Genomic DNA, 16,894 nt, shown 5'->3' on the forward strand with positions numbered 1-16,894 from the left:
GGAATTGGCCGCGGGTCGGCCCGTTCCGTCGGTTCACATCCCGGGCAAGGCATCGCCGACCGGCGAACCGTGCGAACCATACAGGAGAAGGAACTCATGAGAATCGGCATTCCCGTCGAGACCGTGGCAGGCGAATGCCGAGTCGCCGCTACGCCGGAAACCGTCAAGAAGCTCGTCGCGCAAGGGCATGCCGTGCGCGTTCAGCACGCCGCCGGCGAACGCGCGAATTTTTCGGACGCCGCGTATGCCGCGGCCGGTGCAACGCTCGTCGACGCACCCGTTGCGCTGGACGCCGAGGTCGTACTGAAGGTGCAGGCACCGACCGATGCCGAACTCGACCGATTGAAAAAAGGCACTGTGCTGGTCGGCATGCTCGATCCGTTCAATACCGAACGCACCGCCCGTCTCGCGAACGCGGGCATCACCGGATTCGCGCTCGAAGCGATACCGCGCACGACGCGCGCACAAGGCATGGACGTGTTGTCGTCGCAGGCGAACATCGCCGGCTACAAGGCCGTACTGGTCGCCGCCGGGCTCTACCAGCGTTTCTTTCCCACGCTGATGACTGCCGCGGGCACCGTCAAGGCCGCGCGCGTGCTGATCCTGGGTGCGGGCGTGGCCGGGTTGCAGGCGATCGCCACCGCGAAGCGCCTGGGCGCCGTGATCGATGCATCGGACGTGCGCCCGGCGGTAAAGGAGCAGATCGAATCGCTCGGCGCCAGATTCCTCGACGTGCCGTTCGAAACCGACGAAGAACGCGATGCGGCCAACGGCAGCGGCGGCTATGCGCGCCCCATGCCCGCCTCGTGGCTTGCACGTCAGGGCGTGCTCGTGCGCGAGCGCGTGCGGGCTGCCGACATCGTGATCTCGACCGCGCTGATACCGGGCCGAACCGCACCGACACTGCTGCCGGAGGACATGGTTCGCGAGATGAAGCCCGACGCCGTCATCGTCGATCTCGCGGCCGGACGCGGTGCCGAAACGAACGGGCATCGCGGCGGCAATTGTCCCCTTACCGAAGCGGACTGCGTCGTCACGCGATACGGCGTCCAGATCGCCGGCTACACGAACCTGCCGTCGATGGTCGCCTCCGACGCATCCGCGCTCTACGCGCGCAACGTGCTCGACTTCCTGAAGCTGATCGTCGACGAAGGCGGCCAGCTCAGGATCGATACGACCGACGACATCGTCGCCGCCACGCTGCTCGGTCACGACGCGTCGCGCCAGAAATCCGCCTAGAGGCCGCATCATGGAATTGATCAATCACACCACCATCAATCTCATCATCTTCACGCTGGCGATCTACGTCGGGTACCACGTCGTCTGGAACGTCACGCCGGCGCTGCATACGCCGCTCATGGCCGTCACCAACGCGATCTCGGCGATCGTCATCGTCGGCGCGATGCTCGCGACCGGCCTGACGACCGGCACCGCGGGCAAGACCTTCGGTGCAGTCGCCGTCGCGCTCGCTGCCGTGAACGTGTTCGGCGGCTTCCTCGTCACGCGGCGCATGCTCGAGATGTTCCGGAAGAAGGACAGACGTCAGCCCGCCTCCGGAGCCGCGCAATGAGCCTGAATCTCGTCACGCTGTTGTATCTCGTCGCGTCGGTCTGCTTCATTCAGGCACTGAAGGGACTCTCGCATCCGCGAACGGCCCGCCTGGGCAACGTGTTCGGCATGGCAGGCATCGCGATCGCGATCCTCACGACGATCGCGTTGATCGCGAAGCAAGCCGCGACGCTCGGCGCGAGCCTGACGCTGGGCCTCGGCCTGCTGGCCGCATCCCTTGCGATCGGCGGCATCGTCGGTGCGACCGTCGCGGCGCGCGTCGAAATGACGAAGATGCCCGAACTCGTCGCCGCGATGCATTCGTTGATCGGCCTCGCAGCCGTCTGCATCGCGTATGCGGTGGTCTGCGAACCGTCCGCGTTCGGGCTCGCCGCCGACGGCCGCACGATCCCGTACGGCAACCGCGTCGAACTGTTCATCGGCACCTTCATCGGCGCCATCACGTTCTCCGGCTCGGTCATCGCGTTCGGAAAACTCGCGGGCAAGTACACATTCCGCCTGTTTCAGGGCGCGCCCATCGTCTTTCGCGGGCAGCATTCGCTCAATCTCGCGCTCGCGCTCACAATGCTCGGCTTCGGCGGCGCATTCGTCATCACGCAATCGTGGCTGCCGTTCATCGCGATGACCGCGATCGCGTTCGTGCTCGGCGTCCTGATCATCATTCCGATCGGCGGCGCGGACATGCCGGTCGTCGTGTCGATGCTCAACTCGTACTCGGGCTGGGCCGCGGCCGGCATCGGCTTCTCGCTGAACAATCCGATGCTGATCATTTCCGGCTCGCTGGTCGGCTCGTCGGGCGCGATCCTGTCGTACATCATGTGCCGCGCGATGAACCGCTCGTTCGCCAACGTGATTCTGGGCGGCTTCGGCGCGGAAGCGTCCGCGCAGGGCGGCACGAAACAGGAACAGCGCCCGGTCAAATCGGGCTCGGCCGACGATGCGGCGTTCCTGCTCGGCAATGCGGAGTCGGTCGTCATCGTGCCCGGCTACGGCCTCGCGGTCGCCCGCGCGCAGCATGCGCTCAAGGAACTGTCGGACAAACTGACCGGCAAGGGCATCGCCGTGCGCTACGCCATCCATCCGGTCGCGGGCCGGATGCCGGGCCACATGAACGTGCTGCTGGCCGAGGCCGAGGTGCCCTACGACCAGGTCTACGAGATGGACGACATCAACTCGGAATTCGGTCAGACCGACGTCGTGCTCGTGCTCGGCGCGAACGACGTGGTCAATCCGGCCGCGAAGAACGATCCGTCGTCGCCGATCGCCGGCATGCCGATTCTCGAGGCCTACAAGGCCCGCACGATCATCGTGAACAAGCGCTCGATGGCGTCGGGGTACGCAGGGCTCGACAACGAGCTGTTTTACATGGACAAGACCATGATGGTGTTCTCCGATGCGAAGAAGGTCATCGAGAACATGACGAAAGCGCTGGACTGACCATCGTGCGTGGTGCTTGCCGAGCCGGACGAACATCGTCCTTTGCGCATTGCGCCGGCACCTGAATCCTTCCGTCAATCACTTTTCAACGTCAAAGACCCGCCATGCAAGCACTTGTCATTCACGCCCCGTTCGATCTGCGGATCGAGGACGTTCCGACGCCCGAGGTCGGCCCGGACCAGATGCTGATTCGCGTTCGCGCTGGCGGCATCTGCGGCTCCGATCTGCACTATTACAACCACGGCGGATTCGGCACGGTTCGCATCAAGGAACCGATGGTGCTCGGGCATGAAGTGTCCGGCGTCGTCTCTCGTGTCGGCGAGAACGTACGCGATTTCACGCCCGGCACGCGCATCGCGATCAGCCCGAGCCGCCCGTGCGGGTTGTGCGAATACTGTCAGCAAGGCCTGCAGAACCATTGCATGGACATGCGCTACTACGGCAGCGCAATGCGCACGCCGCACGTGCAGGGTGCGTTTCGCCAGGAGGTCGTGATCGATCGCGCGCAGGCGCATCGCGTTGCCGACAACGTCAGCGATGCGGAAGCGGCGATGGCCGAACCGCTGTCGGTCGCGCTGCATGCCGTGCGCCGTGCGGGTCCGCTGCTCGGCAAGCGCGTACTGGTCACCGGCTGCGGGCCGATCGGCTCGCTGGTCGTCGCGGCGGCCCGCCGCGCGGGCGCGGCCATGATCGTTGCGACCGACGTCAACGCGATGCCGCTCGACAGCGCGAGGAAAGTCGGCGCTGACGTCGCGATCAACGTCGCGGAAGCACCGGCCGGGCTCGCGCCCCATGCGGCCGGCAAAGGCACCTTCGACGTGCTGTTCGAGGCGAGTGGCAATGCGTCCGCGCTACGCTCGGCGCTCGACGTGCTGCGGCCGCGCGGGATCGTCGTGCAGATCGGGCTCGGCGGCGACAGCGCGCTGCCGATGAACGCGATTGTTGCGAAGGAGTTCGATTTGCGCGGGGCGTTCCGCTTCCACGAGGAATTCGCGATGGCCGTCGACATGCTGAACAACGGGTTGATCGACGTCAAGCCGCTGATTTCCGACATCTTTCCGTATCAGGATTGCGTCAAGGCATTTCAGACGGCTGCCGATCGCTCAAAGGCAATGAAGGTGCTCGTCACATTCGACTGAGAACTCGTCTTCCGAGTCACGAGGGGGGCGCATCAGGCGAAAGCGATACTTCCGGTGTTGAAGTTCGTAGTTTCTGCTAATGGAGTCCGTTCGAGCGCAAATCGTGTCCGGCTATTCCGCTAATGCGGCGCGGCGAAGGTCAAGCTGCGGAATTGAGCAGCGGCAAGTCGTTTGCAAGATGTTGTCACGAGGCGCTTTGAATTCCCAACAACGGTGTCGAAGCGGGACCTGTCCGTAATTTCGTGGGCATCGATCGGCAAATGACGCTGTGAAGGAAGAGCAGATACGCTCGCAACCGGTTAATGAATACGGCACGAACCTGTCCGCATTTTTGTGGGCGAGGCGGTCGAAGAACACGCAAACCACCATCATGAATCTATGACTGACCGACTGGCGGCATTACGAAGAGGCGTTCGTCCCACACGACGGGTTGCGGTTCGCTCACGACGATTCGCGTCGCGTCGGGATGTCCGGGATTCACCAGCACGTTGAATTCTGCACGGACGACGACGACTGAAGGGGCGATCAGGAACGCCGTACGCGGTTCTGTCATCCATGCGTCGCCGAACTGCCGTGCTGTCTGCAGCGCCGCCGCGTCCCATCCTTTCGGCAACGTCTCTGCCGTATGGCGTTCAACGCTGACGTCGTCGGGAACGAACTTGTCGGAAGCCGTTCGAATCCGACGACCGCGCCGGGACGGCTCGTAGATCGATGCGAGTTCCGCAGTCGGCCTGCGCTCAACACAACGACGCCCCCATGCAAGCCCAGCCGTCGGACGCATAGGCTCAGGCAATGCAATCCGCACCTACGCCACCTGAAGCACTAACCGGTCCGGTTTGCGCTTTCGCAGACGCGAGCGCCAGTCTCGCCCCACGGAACATTCCGAGCGCGCGCACGAAATACACAGAGCGGTCACGGCCATCTACGCGGCAGCGAGCAGCCAACTGAGCGATGCAGAGCCAGCGATACACCGCTCCTCTGGCCAGCAGCCGCGCAGCGGCCACCACACTGGATGAGCGCGACGGGGAAGATATGCTTACGTAAGCATATCCTTTTGAAAGTCGAGCATATCCACGGGTGAGGATATGTTTCCTTGAGAATTGCTTGTGAGGATACCTCCGCGTTCAAGTGGCTTTCCGCTCAATTCGTCAGAAGGGGATTGAAGACGGAACTCGAGTTCGCGAGGCGAGACCGCGATGCCTGCGGTAATCATGCACTCAAGGTTCTTCATTGTCTTGAGGAAGCCGCTCAAGGACACACCGTCGACAGAACCGGGACTCTCCTCGCTCGTGTATATCGCGACGCCGTTATGGAGAGGCGCGCGCCTGTTTGAGCACAGGCGACGCCGGGGCCACCGCCCCCCCGAGAGCCGATGCGCGCAGACGGCCACGTCGAGCGAGTGCTGGGTGCCGGTCGATCAGTCCCGGCGCAGTCGTTTCGCCCGGATGCCCCCATGAGGTCGTGACCGGCATCCGAGGCGTCATAGACAGACGTCAGAGGGGCTAGAAGGCGCTCGCACTGAGCTAGGCAGCCGGTACATCAGAAACGAAAAAGCCGACCCAATGGGTCGGCTTTTTCGCGTCGAATCGCGGTCGATTGCCACCGCGAACCAAACCTTCAAACGTACAGCCGATTCCCGATAAAGCAAAACGTGGCCGATCGGGAAATAAGGCATAACGTGTCCAGGTGGACAACTTATGCTTAACGGCACAGACTTCCTCGGATAGCCTTGGAAGCGAATTTGGTGGGCCCGGCGGGGTTCGAACCCGCGACCAATCGATTATGAGTCGACTGCTCTAACCGCTGAGCTACAAGCCCTGATGAGAAACGAAGCGTGTCACACGCCGCCCCGACGAAGAAGCCGGGCCGGCATTGTAACAACAAAGGAGACAAACGCCACCGGCATCATGCGGATGCCGGCGGCGTTCGCAGAAAAGACGCTGGAAATCAGTTCCCTTCGAGGAACGACTTCAGCTTGTCGGAACGGCTCGGGTGACGCAGCTTGCGCAGCGCCTTGGCCTCGATCTGACGGATCCGCTCGCGCGTGACGTCGAACTGCTTGCCGACTTCCTCGAGCGTGTGGTCGGTGCTCATCTCGATACCGAAGCGCATCCGCAGCACCTTCGCCTCGCGCGGCGTCAGCGAATCGAGCACGTCCTTCACGACGTCGCGCATGCTCGCATGCAGCGCGGCATCCGCCGGCGCGACCGTGTTGTTGTCCTCGATGAAGTCGCCAAGATGGGAATCGTCGTCGTCACCGATCGGCGTTTCCATCGAGATCGGCTCCTTCGCGATCTTCATGATCTTGCGGATCTTGTCTTCCGGCATCTCCATCTTCTCGGCGAGCGTTGCCGGATCCGGCTCGAGACCGGTTTCCTGCAGGATCTGCCGCGAGATGCGGTTCATCTTGTTGATCGTCTCGATCATGTGAACCGGAATACGGATCGTGCGCGCCTGGTCCGCGATCGAACGCGTGATGGCCTGGCGGATCCACCACGTCGCATAGGTCGAGAACTTGTAGCCGCGACGGTATTCGAACTTGTCCACCGCCTTCATCAGGCCGATGTTGCCTTCCTGGATCAGGTCGAGGAACTGCAGGCCGCGGTTCGTGTACTTCTTCGCGATCGAGATCACGAGACGCAGGTTCGCCTCGGTCATTTCGCGCTTCGCCTGGCGTGCCTTCAGTTCACCAGCCGCCATCTGGCGGTTGGTTTCCTTCAGGTCCTTCAGCGGCAGCACGACACGCGCCTGCAGGTCGAGCAGGCGCTGTTGCTGTTCGCGAATCGCCGGGACGTTACGCGACAGCACCGCGCTGTACGAATGGCCTTCGGCCGTGATCTTCTCGGACCAGTCGAGATCCGTCTCGCTGCCCGGGAAGCGCGCGATGAATTCCGAACGCGGCATGCCGCACTTGTCGACGACGATGTGCAGGATCTGGCGCTCGACCTGACGCACTTCGTCCACCTGCGCACGCAGCGTGTCGCACAGACGCTCGACGGTACGCGCGGTGAAGCGGATCGTCATCAGTTCGGTCTGGATCGTTTCCTGCGCCTTCAGGTAGGCCTTCGACTTGTAGCCTTCCTTTTCGAACGCGCGACGCATCTTGTCGAACCACTCGCTGATCTGCGAGAACTTGTCGAGCGAGGCACGCTTGAGGGCTTCGAGCTGGGCGGCGTTGGCCGATGCCTGTGCGGCACCGTCGTCTTCCTCCTCTTCCTCTTCTTCCTCTTCCTCTTCGGCTTCCTCGTCCTCGTTCTCGATGGCTTCCGCTTCCTTCGCGGAGAAGCCGTCGGTATCGGCGGAGTCCGAAGCATTCGGGTCGAGCAGGCCGTCGACGAGTTCGTCGACGCGGATCTCTTCGTTCGCGACACGCTCGGCCATCGCGAGGATGTCGGCGATCGTCGTCGGGCACGCGGAGATGGCCATCACCATGTGGCGCAGGCCGTCCTCGATCCGCTTCGCGATCTCGATTTCGCCTTCGCGCGTGAGCAGCTCGACCGTGCCCATTTCGCGCATGTACATCCGGACCGGATCGGTCGTGCGGCCGAATTCCGAATCGACGGTGGACAGCGCGACTTCCGCTTCCTCTTCGACTTCATCGTCCGACGACGCGGCGGGCGCGTTGTCGTTCAGGAGCAGCGTTTCCGCGTCCGGCGCCTGCTCGTAGACCGCCACGCCCATGTCGTTGAACGTGCCGATGATGCCCTCGAGGGCTTCGGTCTCGGTGAAGTTGTCCGGCAGGTGGTCGTTGATTTCAGCGTACGTGAGGAAGCCGCGCTCCTTGCCGAGCTTGATCAGCGCGCGCAGTTTCACGCGGCGCTCTTCGAGCTCCTCGGCCGTACCCGGCGTGCTCGTCGCGAACGCTTCCTTCAGTAGCGCCTTTTCCTTGGCGCGACGATCGCGCACCTTGGATTTGCCCGGTGCAGCCGCCGCTGCTGCGGGCTGCTCGTCGCTCTGATTTGCGTCGTCTTCGACGGATACTTCGTTCAGCTTTTTGGTCATGGAGTTCGCCGTACCGGCTATATCGACTCGCGGCTGCTGGACGACAGCCGGTTGAACCGTGGGTGCATGAGTAGTACGTACTGCCGTTTCGTCCGCGGCGGCAGTCGTGTCCCTTGCGCTTTTCGCACTTGCCCGCTTCGCCGCCGGCTTGGCCGGCCCGGAGTCGGGTCTGGCGGCAGCCCGTGTTCTGGCTGCCGACGCCGGCGCAGCCTGAGCAGTGCCGGCCGCGGTTTTCTTTCCTGCTGGGGCTGACGTAGCTGAAGACGTTGTCCTGATGGAAGAAGCAGACTTGGCCGCTGTGACCTTCTTGGTCGGCTCCGTCGAGCCCTTGCCTGCTGCTTTCTTTCCGCCTGTCGTCTTTGCCATCGCGATTCTCGCCTCTGCTTAGAAAACAAACCGCTGGAAACCTTATATTATAGCACGCTGGGGAGCCCTCTCTAAGCGCCCCGGCCGCCTACAGCCCGAGCCGACGCTTCATGTCGGTTCGCTGCTGGTTCAATTCCGTCAATTCGGCCAGTTCCTCGGGTGTGAAGGCGGACTGCCGCGCCAGCCTGTCAAGCCGGTCGCAGCAGGCGTCGTAACGCATCTTGAGCACCGCCGCCTGCAGTTCCTCTCCCGCGATCCGTTCCTGTTCACGCTGCCGCTCGGGCACCGTCTCGTCTTCCGGATTCTGTAACAGCAAGTCGCGGACGTTTTCATCATAGTCCAGAATTTCGCGGAAGATTTCCTCGTAAGTCGCCCCGTTCGAGGACGTCCGCAGGACATCCGACAGCAGCCGGAACTCCGCGCCGCCGCCGAGTGCGCGCGCATGATCGACGACTTCCGCGAACAGTTCGCCGATGCGCGGCAACGCGCGCAAGGTCGCAAGCTGCTCGTCGTCGAGCTGCGACGCGATGCGCGGATGCATCACCAGCGTGCGCAGCGCACGCTTCTCGCTGTCCGTCACACGGCGCCGCTCGCTGCGCGCGGGCGCCTGGCGCGGCGGTGCCGCGATCCGCGTATCGACGTCGGACAGTCCCGCGACCTCTTCGAACGGGATATCGAGGCGGTCGGCGAACATGTGCATGATCTGCGCGCGCAACGCGTTCGCGGGCAGCGCCTGCAACAACGGCTTCGCGTCGAACAGCGCCTTCGCGCGGCCTTCCGGCTGATCGAGCGCCTTGCCGGAAATTGCTTCGTTCAGCAGAAATTGTGACAGCGGCATTGCGCGCTCGACCTGCTCGGAGAACGCATCCGCGCCGAACTCGCGCACATAGCTGTCCGGATCGTGCTCGGTCGGCAGAAAAAGGAACCGGATCGTGCGGTTGTCGCCCGCATGCGGCAGGCAGGCCTCGAGCGCGCGCCGGGCCGCCCGTCGCCCGGCCGAATCGCCGTCGAAACTGAAAATGACCGTATCGGTCTGGCGCAGCAGCTTCTGCACGTGAATCGGCGTGCACGCGGTGCCGAGCGTCGCGACCGCGTTCGGGAACCCGAGCTGCGCGAGCGCAACGACGTCCATGTAGCCTTCGACGACCAGCACGTACTTGCGCTCGCGAATCGCGAGCCGCGCCTCGAACAGGCCGTACAACTCGCTACCCTTGTTGAACAGCGGGGTTTCGGGCGAGTTCAGGTACTTCGGCTCGCCACTGCCGAGCACGCGCCCGCCGAAGCCGATCACCTGCCCCTTCACGTTGCGGATCGGGAACATGATCCGCTCGCGGAACCGGTCGTAGCGGCGCGCGACGCCCTGCGCATCGGTCTTCTCGCTGACGATCACGAGCCCCGACTCGACGAGCGACTCGTCGCGATAGTCCGGGAACGCGGCCTCGAGGTTCTGCCAGCCGTCCGGCGCATAGCCGAGCCCGAAGCGCGCGGCGATCTCGCCGGTCAGGCCCCGGTTCTTCAGGTACTGGATCGCGACGGTCGCGCCGCGCAACTGCTTGCGGTAGTAGTCGCATGCGGCGGTCATCGCATCGGACAACGCGGTCGCGACCGATTTCGACACCGGTGCCGGATAGTCACCGCCACCGCCTCCGGCCCCACCGCCGCCACGCATCGACGGCTCGTGCGGCACGGTCAGGCCGACGGACTGCGCGAGTTCCTGCACGGCCTCCGGGAACGTCAGCCCCGCGTGTTCCATCAGGAAGCCGATCGCCGTGCCGTGCGCGCCGCAACCGAAGCAGTGATAAAACTGCTTGGTCGGGCTGACCGTGAACGACGGGCTTTTCTCGTTATGGAACGGGCACAACCCCATGAAGTTGGCGCCGCCCTTCTTGAGCTGCACGTACCGGCCCACCACGTCGACGATATCGACGCGGTTCAGCAAATCCTGCAGGAACGAATGCGGAATCACCGTGGGATCGAGCGAAAAAAGACAATACGGCACCCCGGCGCTCGCACTGCGCGCGCCGGGGAAACGGGTATTACTTCGTGAGCGCGGCCTTGACCAGCGCGGAAATGGCCGTCATGTCGGCACGGCCGGCGAGCTTGCCCTTCAGCACACCCATCACCTTGCCCATGTCCTGCGGGCCGGCGGCGCCCGTCTGCGCAACCGCGGCCTGGACTTCGGCAGCCACCTCGGCCTCCGACAGCTGCTCGGGCATGTAGCCGCTCAGCACGACCAGTTCGGCCTGCTCCTTCGCGACGAGGTCGTCACGGGCGGCCGCCTGGAACTGGCTGATCGAATCCTTGCGCTGCTTGATCATCTTGTCGATCACGGCCGTGATGCCCGCGTCGTCGAGGGTGATCTGATCATCGACTTCGCGCTGCTTGATCGCGGCCATCAGCAGGCGAATCGTTGCCAGGCGCTCGCTTTCCTTCGCGCGCATCGCGGCCTTCATGTCTTCGCTGATCTGCTCTGTCAAACTCATCTTTCACCCGGGAAGGAAACGTGAATCCGACGCCCGCCAAATGGGCGTCAACACAAAAACCCGCTTGGGACAGTGTCTCAAGCGGGTTACTCGAATCCGGCATCGGCGGCTCGCCTGATCGGTCGCACGATCATGCTCGATCTTTCGCGATCGCCCGATCGCACGGAGTCGCCGGTGCGCCGCTCAAACCGCGCGGCGCCCAATCGTTCAGTACAGCTTCTTCGGCAGCGTCTGGCTGCGGATACGCTTGTAATGACGCTTCACCGCAGCAGCCTTCTTGCGCTTGCGCTCCGCGGTCGGCTTCTCGTAAAACTCGCGCGCACGAAGCTCGGTCAACAGACCGTTCTTCTCGATCGTGCGCTTGAAGCGACGCATTGCAACTTCGAACGGCTCGTTCTCTTTAACGCGAATGATCGTCATGATCCGACACGAATAAAGGTTTGCAGGGAAAGACTACCGAGTATAGCAGAGCGATTGCCCAAAGGCACGGGGCCTGGTCCCGTCAAAACGGTGCCGGCGCGGCGTGTCAGACGCCGCGCGAATACTCCGCCGCAGCCCGCCCGGCCGCCGTGCCGGACGCCCACGCCCACTGGAAGTTGTAGCCGCCGAGCCAGCCCGTCACGTCCACCGCCTCGCCGACGAAGAACAGCCCCGGCACGCGCGCGCTCATCATCGTCGCCGACGACAGGTCGCGCGTATCGACCCCGCCCTTCGTCACTTCGGCCTTCTTGTAGCCCTCGGTGCCGTTCGGCGTCAGCGTCCAGCCGGACAGCGCGTCGCCAATCTGGCGCAGCGTCTTGTCGGGCAGGTCCGCGAGCCGCGCGTCGGCCGCGACGCGATGCGTGTCGAGCCACGCATGCGCGAGGCGCGACGGCACCCAGTCCGCGAGCAGCGAACCGATCTGGCGCTTCGACGTGCGCTTCGCGTCGAGCAGGTCGGCCACCGTGTCGCGCTGCGGCAACAGATCGACGCGGATCGGGTCGCCAGGCTGCCAGTAACTCGAGATCTGCAGGATCCCGGGCCCGGACAGGCCACGATGGGTCAGCAGCAGGTCCTCGACGAATTCGCCGCCGCGCTTCTTGTCGCCGGTCGATACGCGCACTTCGAGCGATACGCCGGACAATGCCGCGAACGGCTCCCAGTCCTGCTGCGCGAACGTCAACGGCACGAGCGCCGGCCGCGTGTCGATGAGCTTGTGGCCGAACTGCTTGGCGAGCCGGTAGCCGAAGTCGGTCGCGCCGATCTTCGGGATCGACAGGCCGCCGGTCGCGATGATCAGTGCGCGCGCACCGATCGTCCCCGCCTGCTGCGTGTCGAGCATGAAGCCGTCGGCCGGCGCATGGCGCACCGCATCGACGACGACGGGCCGGCGCCACGCGATGCCGCCCGCGTCGCACTCGTGCTTCAGCACGTCGATGACCGCGTCGCTGCCGTGGTCGCAAAAGAGCTGGCCCTTGTGCTTTTCGTGCCAGGTCACGTGATGGCGCTTGAGCAGCCCGAGGAAGTCGCGCGGCGTATAGCGCGCCAGCGCCGAGCGCGCGAAATGCGGATTCGACGACAGGTAGTTGTCGGGGCCGGCGTACAGGTTCGTGAAGTTGCAGCGGCCGCCGCCCGAGATGCGGATCTTCTCGGCGAGCCGCGGCGCGTGATCGATCAGCACGACGCGGCGGCCGAGCTGCCCGGCAACCGCGGCGCTCATCATCCCGGCCGCGCCCGCGCCGATCACGGCGATGTCATAAGTTTCCATGGCGCGGATTGTACCTGTCCGGCATCGGGCCCGGGCCGGCGCCAGCGGCGGTGGCCCCTCGCCTGCTATACTTTCCGGTTACGTCGACCTTCCTGCGGCGCGCCCGATACGGCGCGCCCTGCCCGTACCCATGCTCGTTCTCGGCATCGAAAGCTCCTGTGACGAAACCGGCCTCGCGCTCTACGACACGCGGCGCGGCCTGCTCGCGCACGCGCTTCATTCGCAGATCGCGATGCATCGCGAGTACGGCGGCGTGGTGCCCGAACTCGCGTCGCGAGACCACATCCGCCGCGCGCTGCCGCTGCTCGAGGAAGTGATGGCGCAAAGCGGCACGCGCCGCGACGACATCGACGCGATCGCGTTCACGCAGGGCCCCGGCCTCGCCGGCGCGCTGCTGGTCGGCGCGAGCATCGCGAATGCGCTCGCGCTCGCGTGGAACAAACCGACCGTCGGCATCCATCACCTCGAAGGCCACCTGCTGTCGCCGCTGCTCGTGGACGAGCCGCCGCCGTTCCCGTTCATCGCGCTGCTGGTGTCGGGCGGTCATACGCAACTGATGCGCGTGACCGACGTCGGCGTGTACGAGACGCTCGGCGAGACGCTCGACGACGCGGCCGGCGAAGCGTTCGACAAGACGGCGAAGCTGATCGGCCTCGGCTATCCGGGCGGCCCGGAAGTGTCGAAGCTCGCGGAAACGGGCACGCCGGGTGCGGTCGTGCTGCCGCGGCCGATGCTGCATTCGGGCGATCTCGACTTCAGCTTCAGCGGCCTGAAGACGGCCGTGCTCACGCAGATGAAAAAATTCGAGGCGGCGAAGCTGGACGGCGAAGCGCTCGAGCGCGCGAAGGCCGACCTCGCGCGCGGCTTCGTCGATGCGGCCGTCGATGTGCTCGTCGCAAAGTCGCTCGCCGCGCTGAAGAAGACGAAGCTCAAGCGGCTCGTGGTCGCGGGCGGTGTCGGCGCGAACCGCCAGTTGCGCGCCGCGCTGTCGGCGGCCGCGGCCAAGCGCGGCTTCGACGTGCACTACCCCGATCTCGCGCTCTGCACCGACAACGGCGCGATGATCGCGCTCGCAGGCGCATTGCGGCTCGGCCGCTGGCCCGAGCAGGCGAATGCCGACTACGCGTTCACGGTGAAGCCGCGCTGGGATCTCGCGTCGCTCGCACGCTGAGCCACACGACGCAACGTCGCACCAGCAAATAGAAAGGCCGCTCATTCGAATTCGAGCGGCCTTTCTTCACCAGTGCAGCAAAACGACGCAGCGTTACGCGGCCTGCCGCTTGTCGCGCTCGATCAACGCGTACGCGCTGTGATTGTGGATCGACTCGAAGTTCTCGGCTTCGAGCACGTAGGCCACCACGCGCTCGTCCGCATCGAGACGCTGCGCAACGTCGCGCACCAGATCCTCGACGAACTTCGGGTTTTCGTACGCTCGCTCCGTGACGAACTTCTCGTCCGGACGCTTCAGCAAGCCCCACAGCTCGCACGACGCCTCTTCTTCCGCGATGCGGATCAGCGCCTCGACCGGCAGGTCGGTCGCGAGCTCGGCATCGATCGTCACGTGCGAGCGCTGGTTGTGCGCACCGTACTGCGAGATCTTCTTCGAGCACGGGCACAGGCTCGTCACGGGCACGAGCACCTTCAGGAACAGGCGCGTGTCGCCGTTGCGGCTTTCGCCCGCGAGCGTCACTTCATAGTCGAGCAGGCTCTGCACGCCCGACACCGGCGCCGTCTTGTTCACGAAGTACGGGAACGTGACCTCGATGCGGCCGGCCTCGGCTTCCAGCTTCGCGAGCATCGATGCGAGCATCGCGCGAAAACGCTCGACCGTCAGCGGCGCACGGTTCTCTTCGAGCAGCGCGACGAAGCGCGACATGTGCGTGCCCTTCTGGTCGGCCGGCAGACGGACATCGAGGTTCCAGACACCGACGGTCGGCTGCACGTCGCCGCTTTCGGTACACACCGTCAACGGATGCCGAACCGCCTTCACGCCCACGCGCTGAATCGGAATCTGGCGGGTATCCACCGTGCTCTGCACGTCGGGCATCACGAAGGCGGGATTCATCTGGTTCATCTTGTTCAATCCTTGTAAGCCGCGCGTTCAATGACGCGCACGCCGCGTCACGCGGCAGCCGGAAAAGCAACATGGGCCCGCAGGCCCATGTTTTCCGCATCAATGAAGACCGGTTGCGTCAGTCGCACCGGCGCCGCCCGCGGGCGGCGCCAGCTTATGCGACGCGCTTCGCCTGACCGGCGACATCGGCCGCCGGATTCAGAAAGCGTTCGCGAATCGATTTCGCGATACCCGCGCCGTCGAGGCCGCATTGCGACAGCAGCTTCGCGGGATCGCCGTGATCGACGAACAGGTCAGGGAGGCCCAATTGTAGTACGGGTCGGATAACCCCACTCTCCATCAGGGCTTCCACGCAGGCCGAGCCCGCGCCGCCCATCACGCAACCTTCCTCGACCGTGACGAGGTAGTCGTGCGTCTCGGCGAGTTCGCGCACGAGCGCCGCATCGACCGGCTTCACGAAACGCATGTTCGCAACGGTTGCGTCGAGTTCCTCGGCCGCGGCGAGCGACGGAGCGACCATCGTGCCGAACGCGAGGATCGCGACACGCTTGCCTTCCGGCTGCGACGTATGGCGACGCACTTCACCCTTGCCGAGCGGGATCTCGGTGAATTCCTTCACCGTCGCCACGCCCGTGCCCGCGCCGCGCGGATAGCGCACCGCGGTCGGGTTCGGCTGCTGCAGCGCCGTGTGCAGCATCTGGCGGCATTCGTTCTCGTCGGACGCAGCCATGATCGTCATGTTCGGGATGCAGCGCATGAACGCGAGATCGTACGCACCCGCATGCGTCGCGCCGTCCGCGCCGACGAGGCCCGCACGGTCGATCGCGAACACGACCGGCAGGTTCTGCAGCGCGACGTCGTGGATCAGCTGGTCGTACGCACGCTGCAGGAACGTCGAGTAGATCGCGACGACCGGCTTGAGCCCTTCGGTCGCGAGGCCGCCCGCGAACGTCACCGCGTGCTGCTCGGCGATGCCGACGTCGTAGTAGCGATCCTTGAAGCGCTTCTCGAACTCGACCATGCCCGAGCCTTCGCGCATCGCGGGCGTGATGCCGACGACGCGCGTATCGCGCTCGGCTTCATCGCACAGCCACTCGCCGAACACCTGCGTGTACGTCTTCTTCGCAGGCGTGGCCGACGGCTTGATGCCTTCGGCCGGGTTGAACTTGCCGGGGCCGTGGTAGAGCACGGGATCCGCCTCGGCGAGCTTGTAGCCCTGGCCTTTCTTCGTCACCACGTGCAGGAACTGCGGGCCGCGCAGTTCGCGGATGTTCTGCAGCGTCGGAATCAGCGAATCGAGATCGTGACCGTCGATCGGGCCGATGTAGTTGAAGCCGAACTCTTCGAACAGCGTAGCCGGCACGACCATGCCCTTCGCGTGCTCCTCGAGCTTGCGCGCGAGTTCGAGCACCGGCGGCGCAACGCTCAGCACGCGCTCGACGCCCGCGCGCGCAGCCGCATAGAAGCGGCCCGACATCAGCCGTGCGAGATGGCGATTCAGCGCGCCGACCGGCGGCGAGATCGACATGTCGTTGTCGTTCAGGATCACGAGCACTTTCGCATCTTCCGACACGCCCGCGTTGTTCATCGCCTCGAACGCCATGCCGGCTGTCATCGCGCCGTCGCCGATCACGGCGATCGAGAAGCGGTCGTCGCCGTTCAGCTGGCTGCCGATCGCCATGCCGAGCGCGGCCGAGATCGACGTGCTCGAGTGCGCGGTGCCGAACGTGTCGTATTCCGACTCCGAACGGCGCGGGAAGCCCGAGATGCCGTCCTGCTGGCGCAGCGAATGCATCTGGTCGCGGCGGCCCGTCAGGATCTTGTGCGGGTAGGTCTGGTGACCCACGTCCCAGACGATGCGATCGTTCGGCGTGTTGAACACGTAGTGCAACGCGATCGTCAGCTCGACCGTCCCGAGGTTGGACGACAAATGGCCGCCCGTCTTCGACACGCTGTCGAGCACGAACGCGCGCAGTTCATCCGCGAGCGGTTGAAGTTGGCGACGATCGAGGCGGCGCAAATCCGCCGGGTCGTCGATGGTTTTCAGCAAGTCGTACATCGTCGTTCCATTGTAGGA

At 64.7% G+C, this 16,894-nt stretch carries 13 protein-coding genes and 1 tRNA gene; 5 read left to right on the forward strand and 9 right to left on the reverse strand.

Features of this window, described 5'->3' with window-relative positions:
• Positions 1–96 precede the first annotated feature (96 nt).
• The 4 genes from G3N64_RS00505 to G3N64_RS00520 all read left to right on the forward strand — a co-directional run bounded on the left by G3N64_RS00505 (position 97) and on the right by G3N64_RS00520 (position 4,145).
• The gene (locus tag G3N64_RS00505; RefSeq protein ID WP_205781832.1) at positions 97–1,239 is read left to right on the forward strand and encodes a Re/Si-specific NAD(P)(+) transhydrogenase subunit alpha; all 1,143 of its coding nucleotides are present in this window, start codon (positions 97–99) and stop codon (positions 1,237–1,239) included.
• A gap of 10 nt (positions 1,240–1,249) precedes the next feature.
• On the forward strand, positions 1,250–1,570 hold the full coding sequence (locus G3N64_RS00510; protein ID WP_205781833.1) for an NAD(P) transhydrogenase subunit alpha: 321 nt from the start codon (positions 1,250–1,252) through the stop codon (positions 1,568–1,570).
• A complete protein-coding gene (locus G3N64_RS00515) occupies positions 1,567–3,006 on the forward strand; it encodes an NAD(P)(+) transhydrogenase (Re/Si-specific) subunit beta (protein WP_205781834.1) in 1,440 nt (479 codons plus the stop codon). Before G3N64_RS00510 ends, G3N64_RS00515 begins: the two co-directional genes overlap by 4 nt.
• 104 nt (positions 3,007–3,110) lie before the next feature.
• Positions 3,111–4,145, forward strand: coding sequence for an L-idonate 5-dehydrogenase (locus G3N64_RS00520; RefSeq protein ID WP_205781835.1), 1,035 nt, complete (start codon positions 3,111–3,113; stop codon positions 4,143–4,145).
• A 376-nt stretch (positions 4,146–4,521) separates the two neighbouring features.
• Here the strand turns inward: G3N64_RS00520 and G3N64_RS00525 are convergent, their stop codons facing one another.
• The 7 genes from G3N64_RS00525 to G3N64_RS00555 all read right to left on the reverse strand — a co-directional run bounded on the left by G3N64_RS00525 (position 4,522) and on the right by G3N64_RS00555 (position 12,752).
• On the reverse strand, positions 4,522–4,950 hold the full coding sequence (locus G3N64_RS00525; RefSeq protein WP_346778786.1) for an RES domain-containing protein: 429 nt from the start codon (positions 4,948–4,950) through the stop codon (positions 4,522–4,524).
• A gap of 937 nt (positions 4,951–5,887) precedes the next feature.
• Positions 5,888–5,963 (reverse strand) — tRNA-Ile (locus G3N64_RS00530).
• A gap of 129 nt (positions 5,964–6,092) precedes the next feature.
• Entirely contained in the window at positions 6,093–8,513 is a 2,421-nt protein-coding gene (gene rpoD, locus G3N64_RS00535) for an RNA polymerase sigma factor RpoD (protein ID WP_205781836.1), read from the reverse strand.
• 88 nt (positions 8,514–8,601) lie between these two features.
• On the reverse strand, positions 8,602–10,479 hold the full coding sequence (dnaG, locus tag G3N64_RS00540) for a DNA primase (protein WP_205781837.1): 1,878 nt from the start codon (positions 10,477–10,479) through the stop codon (positions 8,602–8,604).
• A gap of 70 nt (positions 10,480–10,549) precedes the next feature.
• On the reverse strand, positions 10,550–10,996 hold the full coding sequence (locus G3N64_RS00545; RefSeq protein WP_205781838.1) for a GatB/YqeY domain-containing protein: 447 nt from the start codon (positions 10,994–10,996) through the stop codon (positions 10,550–10,552).
• Between the two features lie 207 nt (positions 10,997–11,203).
• Positions 11,204–11,416, reverse strand: a complete 213-nt coding sequence (gene rpsU, locus G3N64_RS00550; protein ID WP_006479415.1) for a 30S ribosomal protein S21 — start codon at positions 11,414–11,416, stop codon at positions 11,204–11,206.
• Between the two features lie 106 nt (positions 11,417–11,522).
• Positions 11,523–12,752: an NAD(P)/FAD-dependent oxidoreductase gene (locus G3N64_RS00555; RefSeq protein ID WP_346778790.1), complete on the reverse strand. Its 1,230-nt coding sequence runs from the start codon at positions 12,750–12,752 to the stop codon at positions 11,523–11,525.
• Between the two features lie 121 nt (positions 12,753–12,873).
• Between G3N64_RS00555 and tsaD the strand changes: the two genes are divergently transcribed.
• On the forward strand, positions 12,874–13,914 hold the full coding sequence (tsaD, locus tag G3N64_RS00560; RefSeq protein ID WP_205781840.1) for a tRNA (adenosine(37)-N6)-threonylcarbamoyltransferase complex transferase subunit TsaD: 1,041 nt from the start codon (positions 12,874–12,876) through the stop codon (positions 13,912–13,914).
• 93 nt (positions 13,915–14,007) lie between these two features.
• Here the strand turns inward: tsaD and folE2 are convergent, their stop codons facing one another.
• Entirely contained in the window at positions 14,008–14,817 is an 810-nt protein-coding gene (gene folE2, locus G3N64_RS00565; RefSeq protein ID WP_205781841.1) for a GTP cyclohydrolase FolE2, read from the reverse strand.
• Positions 14,818–14,971: 154 nt separating this feature from the next.
• Positions 14,972–16,876 (reverse strand): 1-deoxy-D-xylulose-5-phosphate synthase, encoded by a 1,905-nt coding sequence (gene dxs, locus G3N64_RS00570; RefSeq protein ID WP_205781842.1) that lies wholly within the window; start codon positions 16,874–16,876, stop codon positions 14,972–14,974.
• Positions 16,877–16,894 lie beyond the last annotated feature (18 nt).

Source organism: Burkholderia sp. Ac-20344, assembly GCF_017104975.1.
Classification (GTDB): Bacteria; Pseudomonadota; Gammaproteobacteria; order Burkholderiales; family Burkholderiaceae; genus Burkholderia.

Excerpts from the sequence above, each read along its gene's own strand:
- tsaD (WP_205781840.1), top strand. The coding sequence starts at position 12,874 with ATGCTCGTTCTCGGCATCGAAAGCTCCTGTGACGAAACCGGCCTCGCG.
- G3N64_RS00520 (WP_205781835.1), top strand. The coding sequence starts at position 3,111 with ATGCAAGCACTTGTCATTCACGCCCCGTTCGATCTGCGGATCGAGGAC.
- G3N64_RS00515 (WP_205781834.1), top strand. The coding sequence starts at position 1,567 with ATGAGCCTGAATCTCGTCACGCTGTTGTATCTCGTCGCGTCGGTCTGC.
- rpsU (WP_006479415.1), bottom strand. The coding sequence starts at position 11,416 with ATGACGATCATTCGCGTTAAAGAGAACGAGCCGTTCGAAGTTGCAATG.
- G3N64_RS00545 (WP_205781838.1), bottom strand. The coding sequence starts at position 10,996 with ATGAGTTTGACAGAGCAGATCAGCGAAGACATGAAGGCCGCGATGCGC.
- rpoD (WP_205781836.1), bottom strand. The coding sequence starts at position 8,513 with ATGGCAAAGACGACAGGCGGAAAGAAAGCAGCAGGCAAGGGCTCGACG.
- G3N64_RS00505 (WP_205781832.1), top strand. The coding sequence starts at position 97 with ATGAGAATCGGCATTCCCGTCGAGACCGTGGCAGGCGAATGCCGAGTC.
- dxs (WP_205781842.1), bottom strand. The coding sequence starts at position 16,876 with ATGTACGACTTGCTGAAAACCATCGACGACCCGGCGGATTTGCGCCGC.
- G3N64_RS00510 (WP_205781833.1), top strand. The coding sequence starts at position 1,250 with ATGGAATTGATCAATCACACCACCATCAATCTCATCATCTTCACGCTG.
- folE2 (WP_205781841.1), bottom strand. The coding sequence starts at position 14,817 with ATGAACCAGATGAATCCCGCCTTCGTGATGCCCGACGTGCAGAGCACG.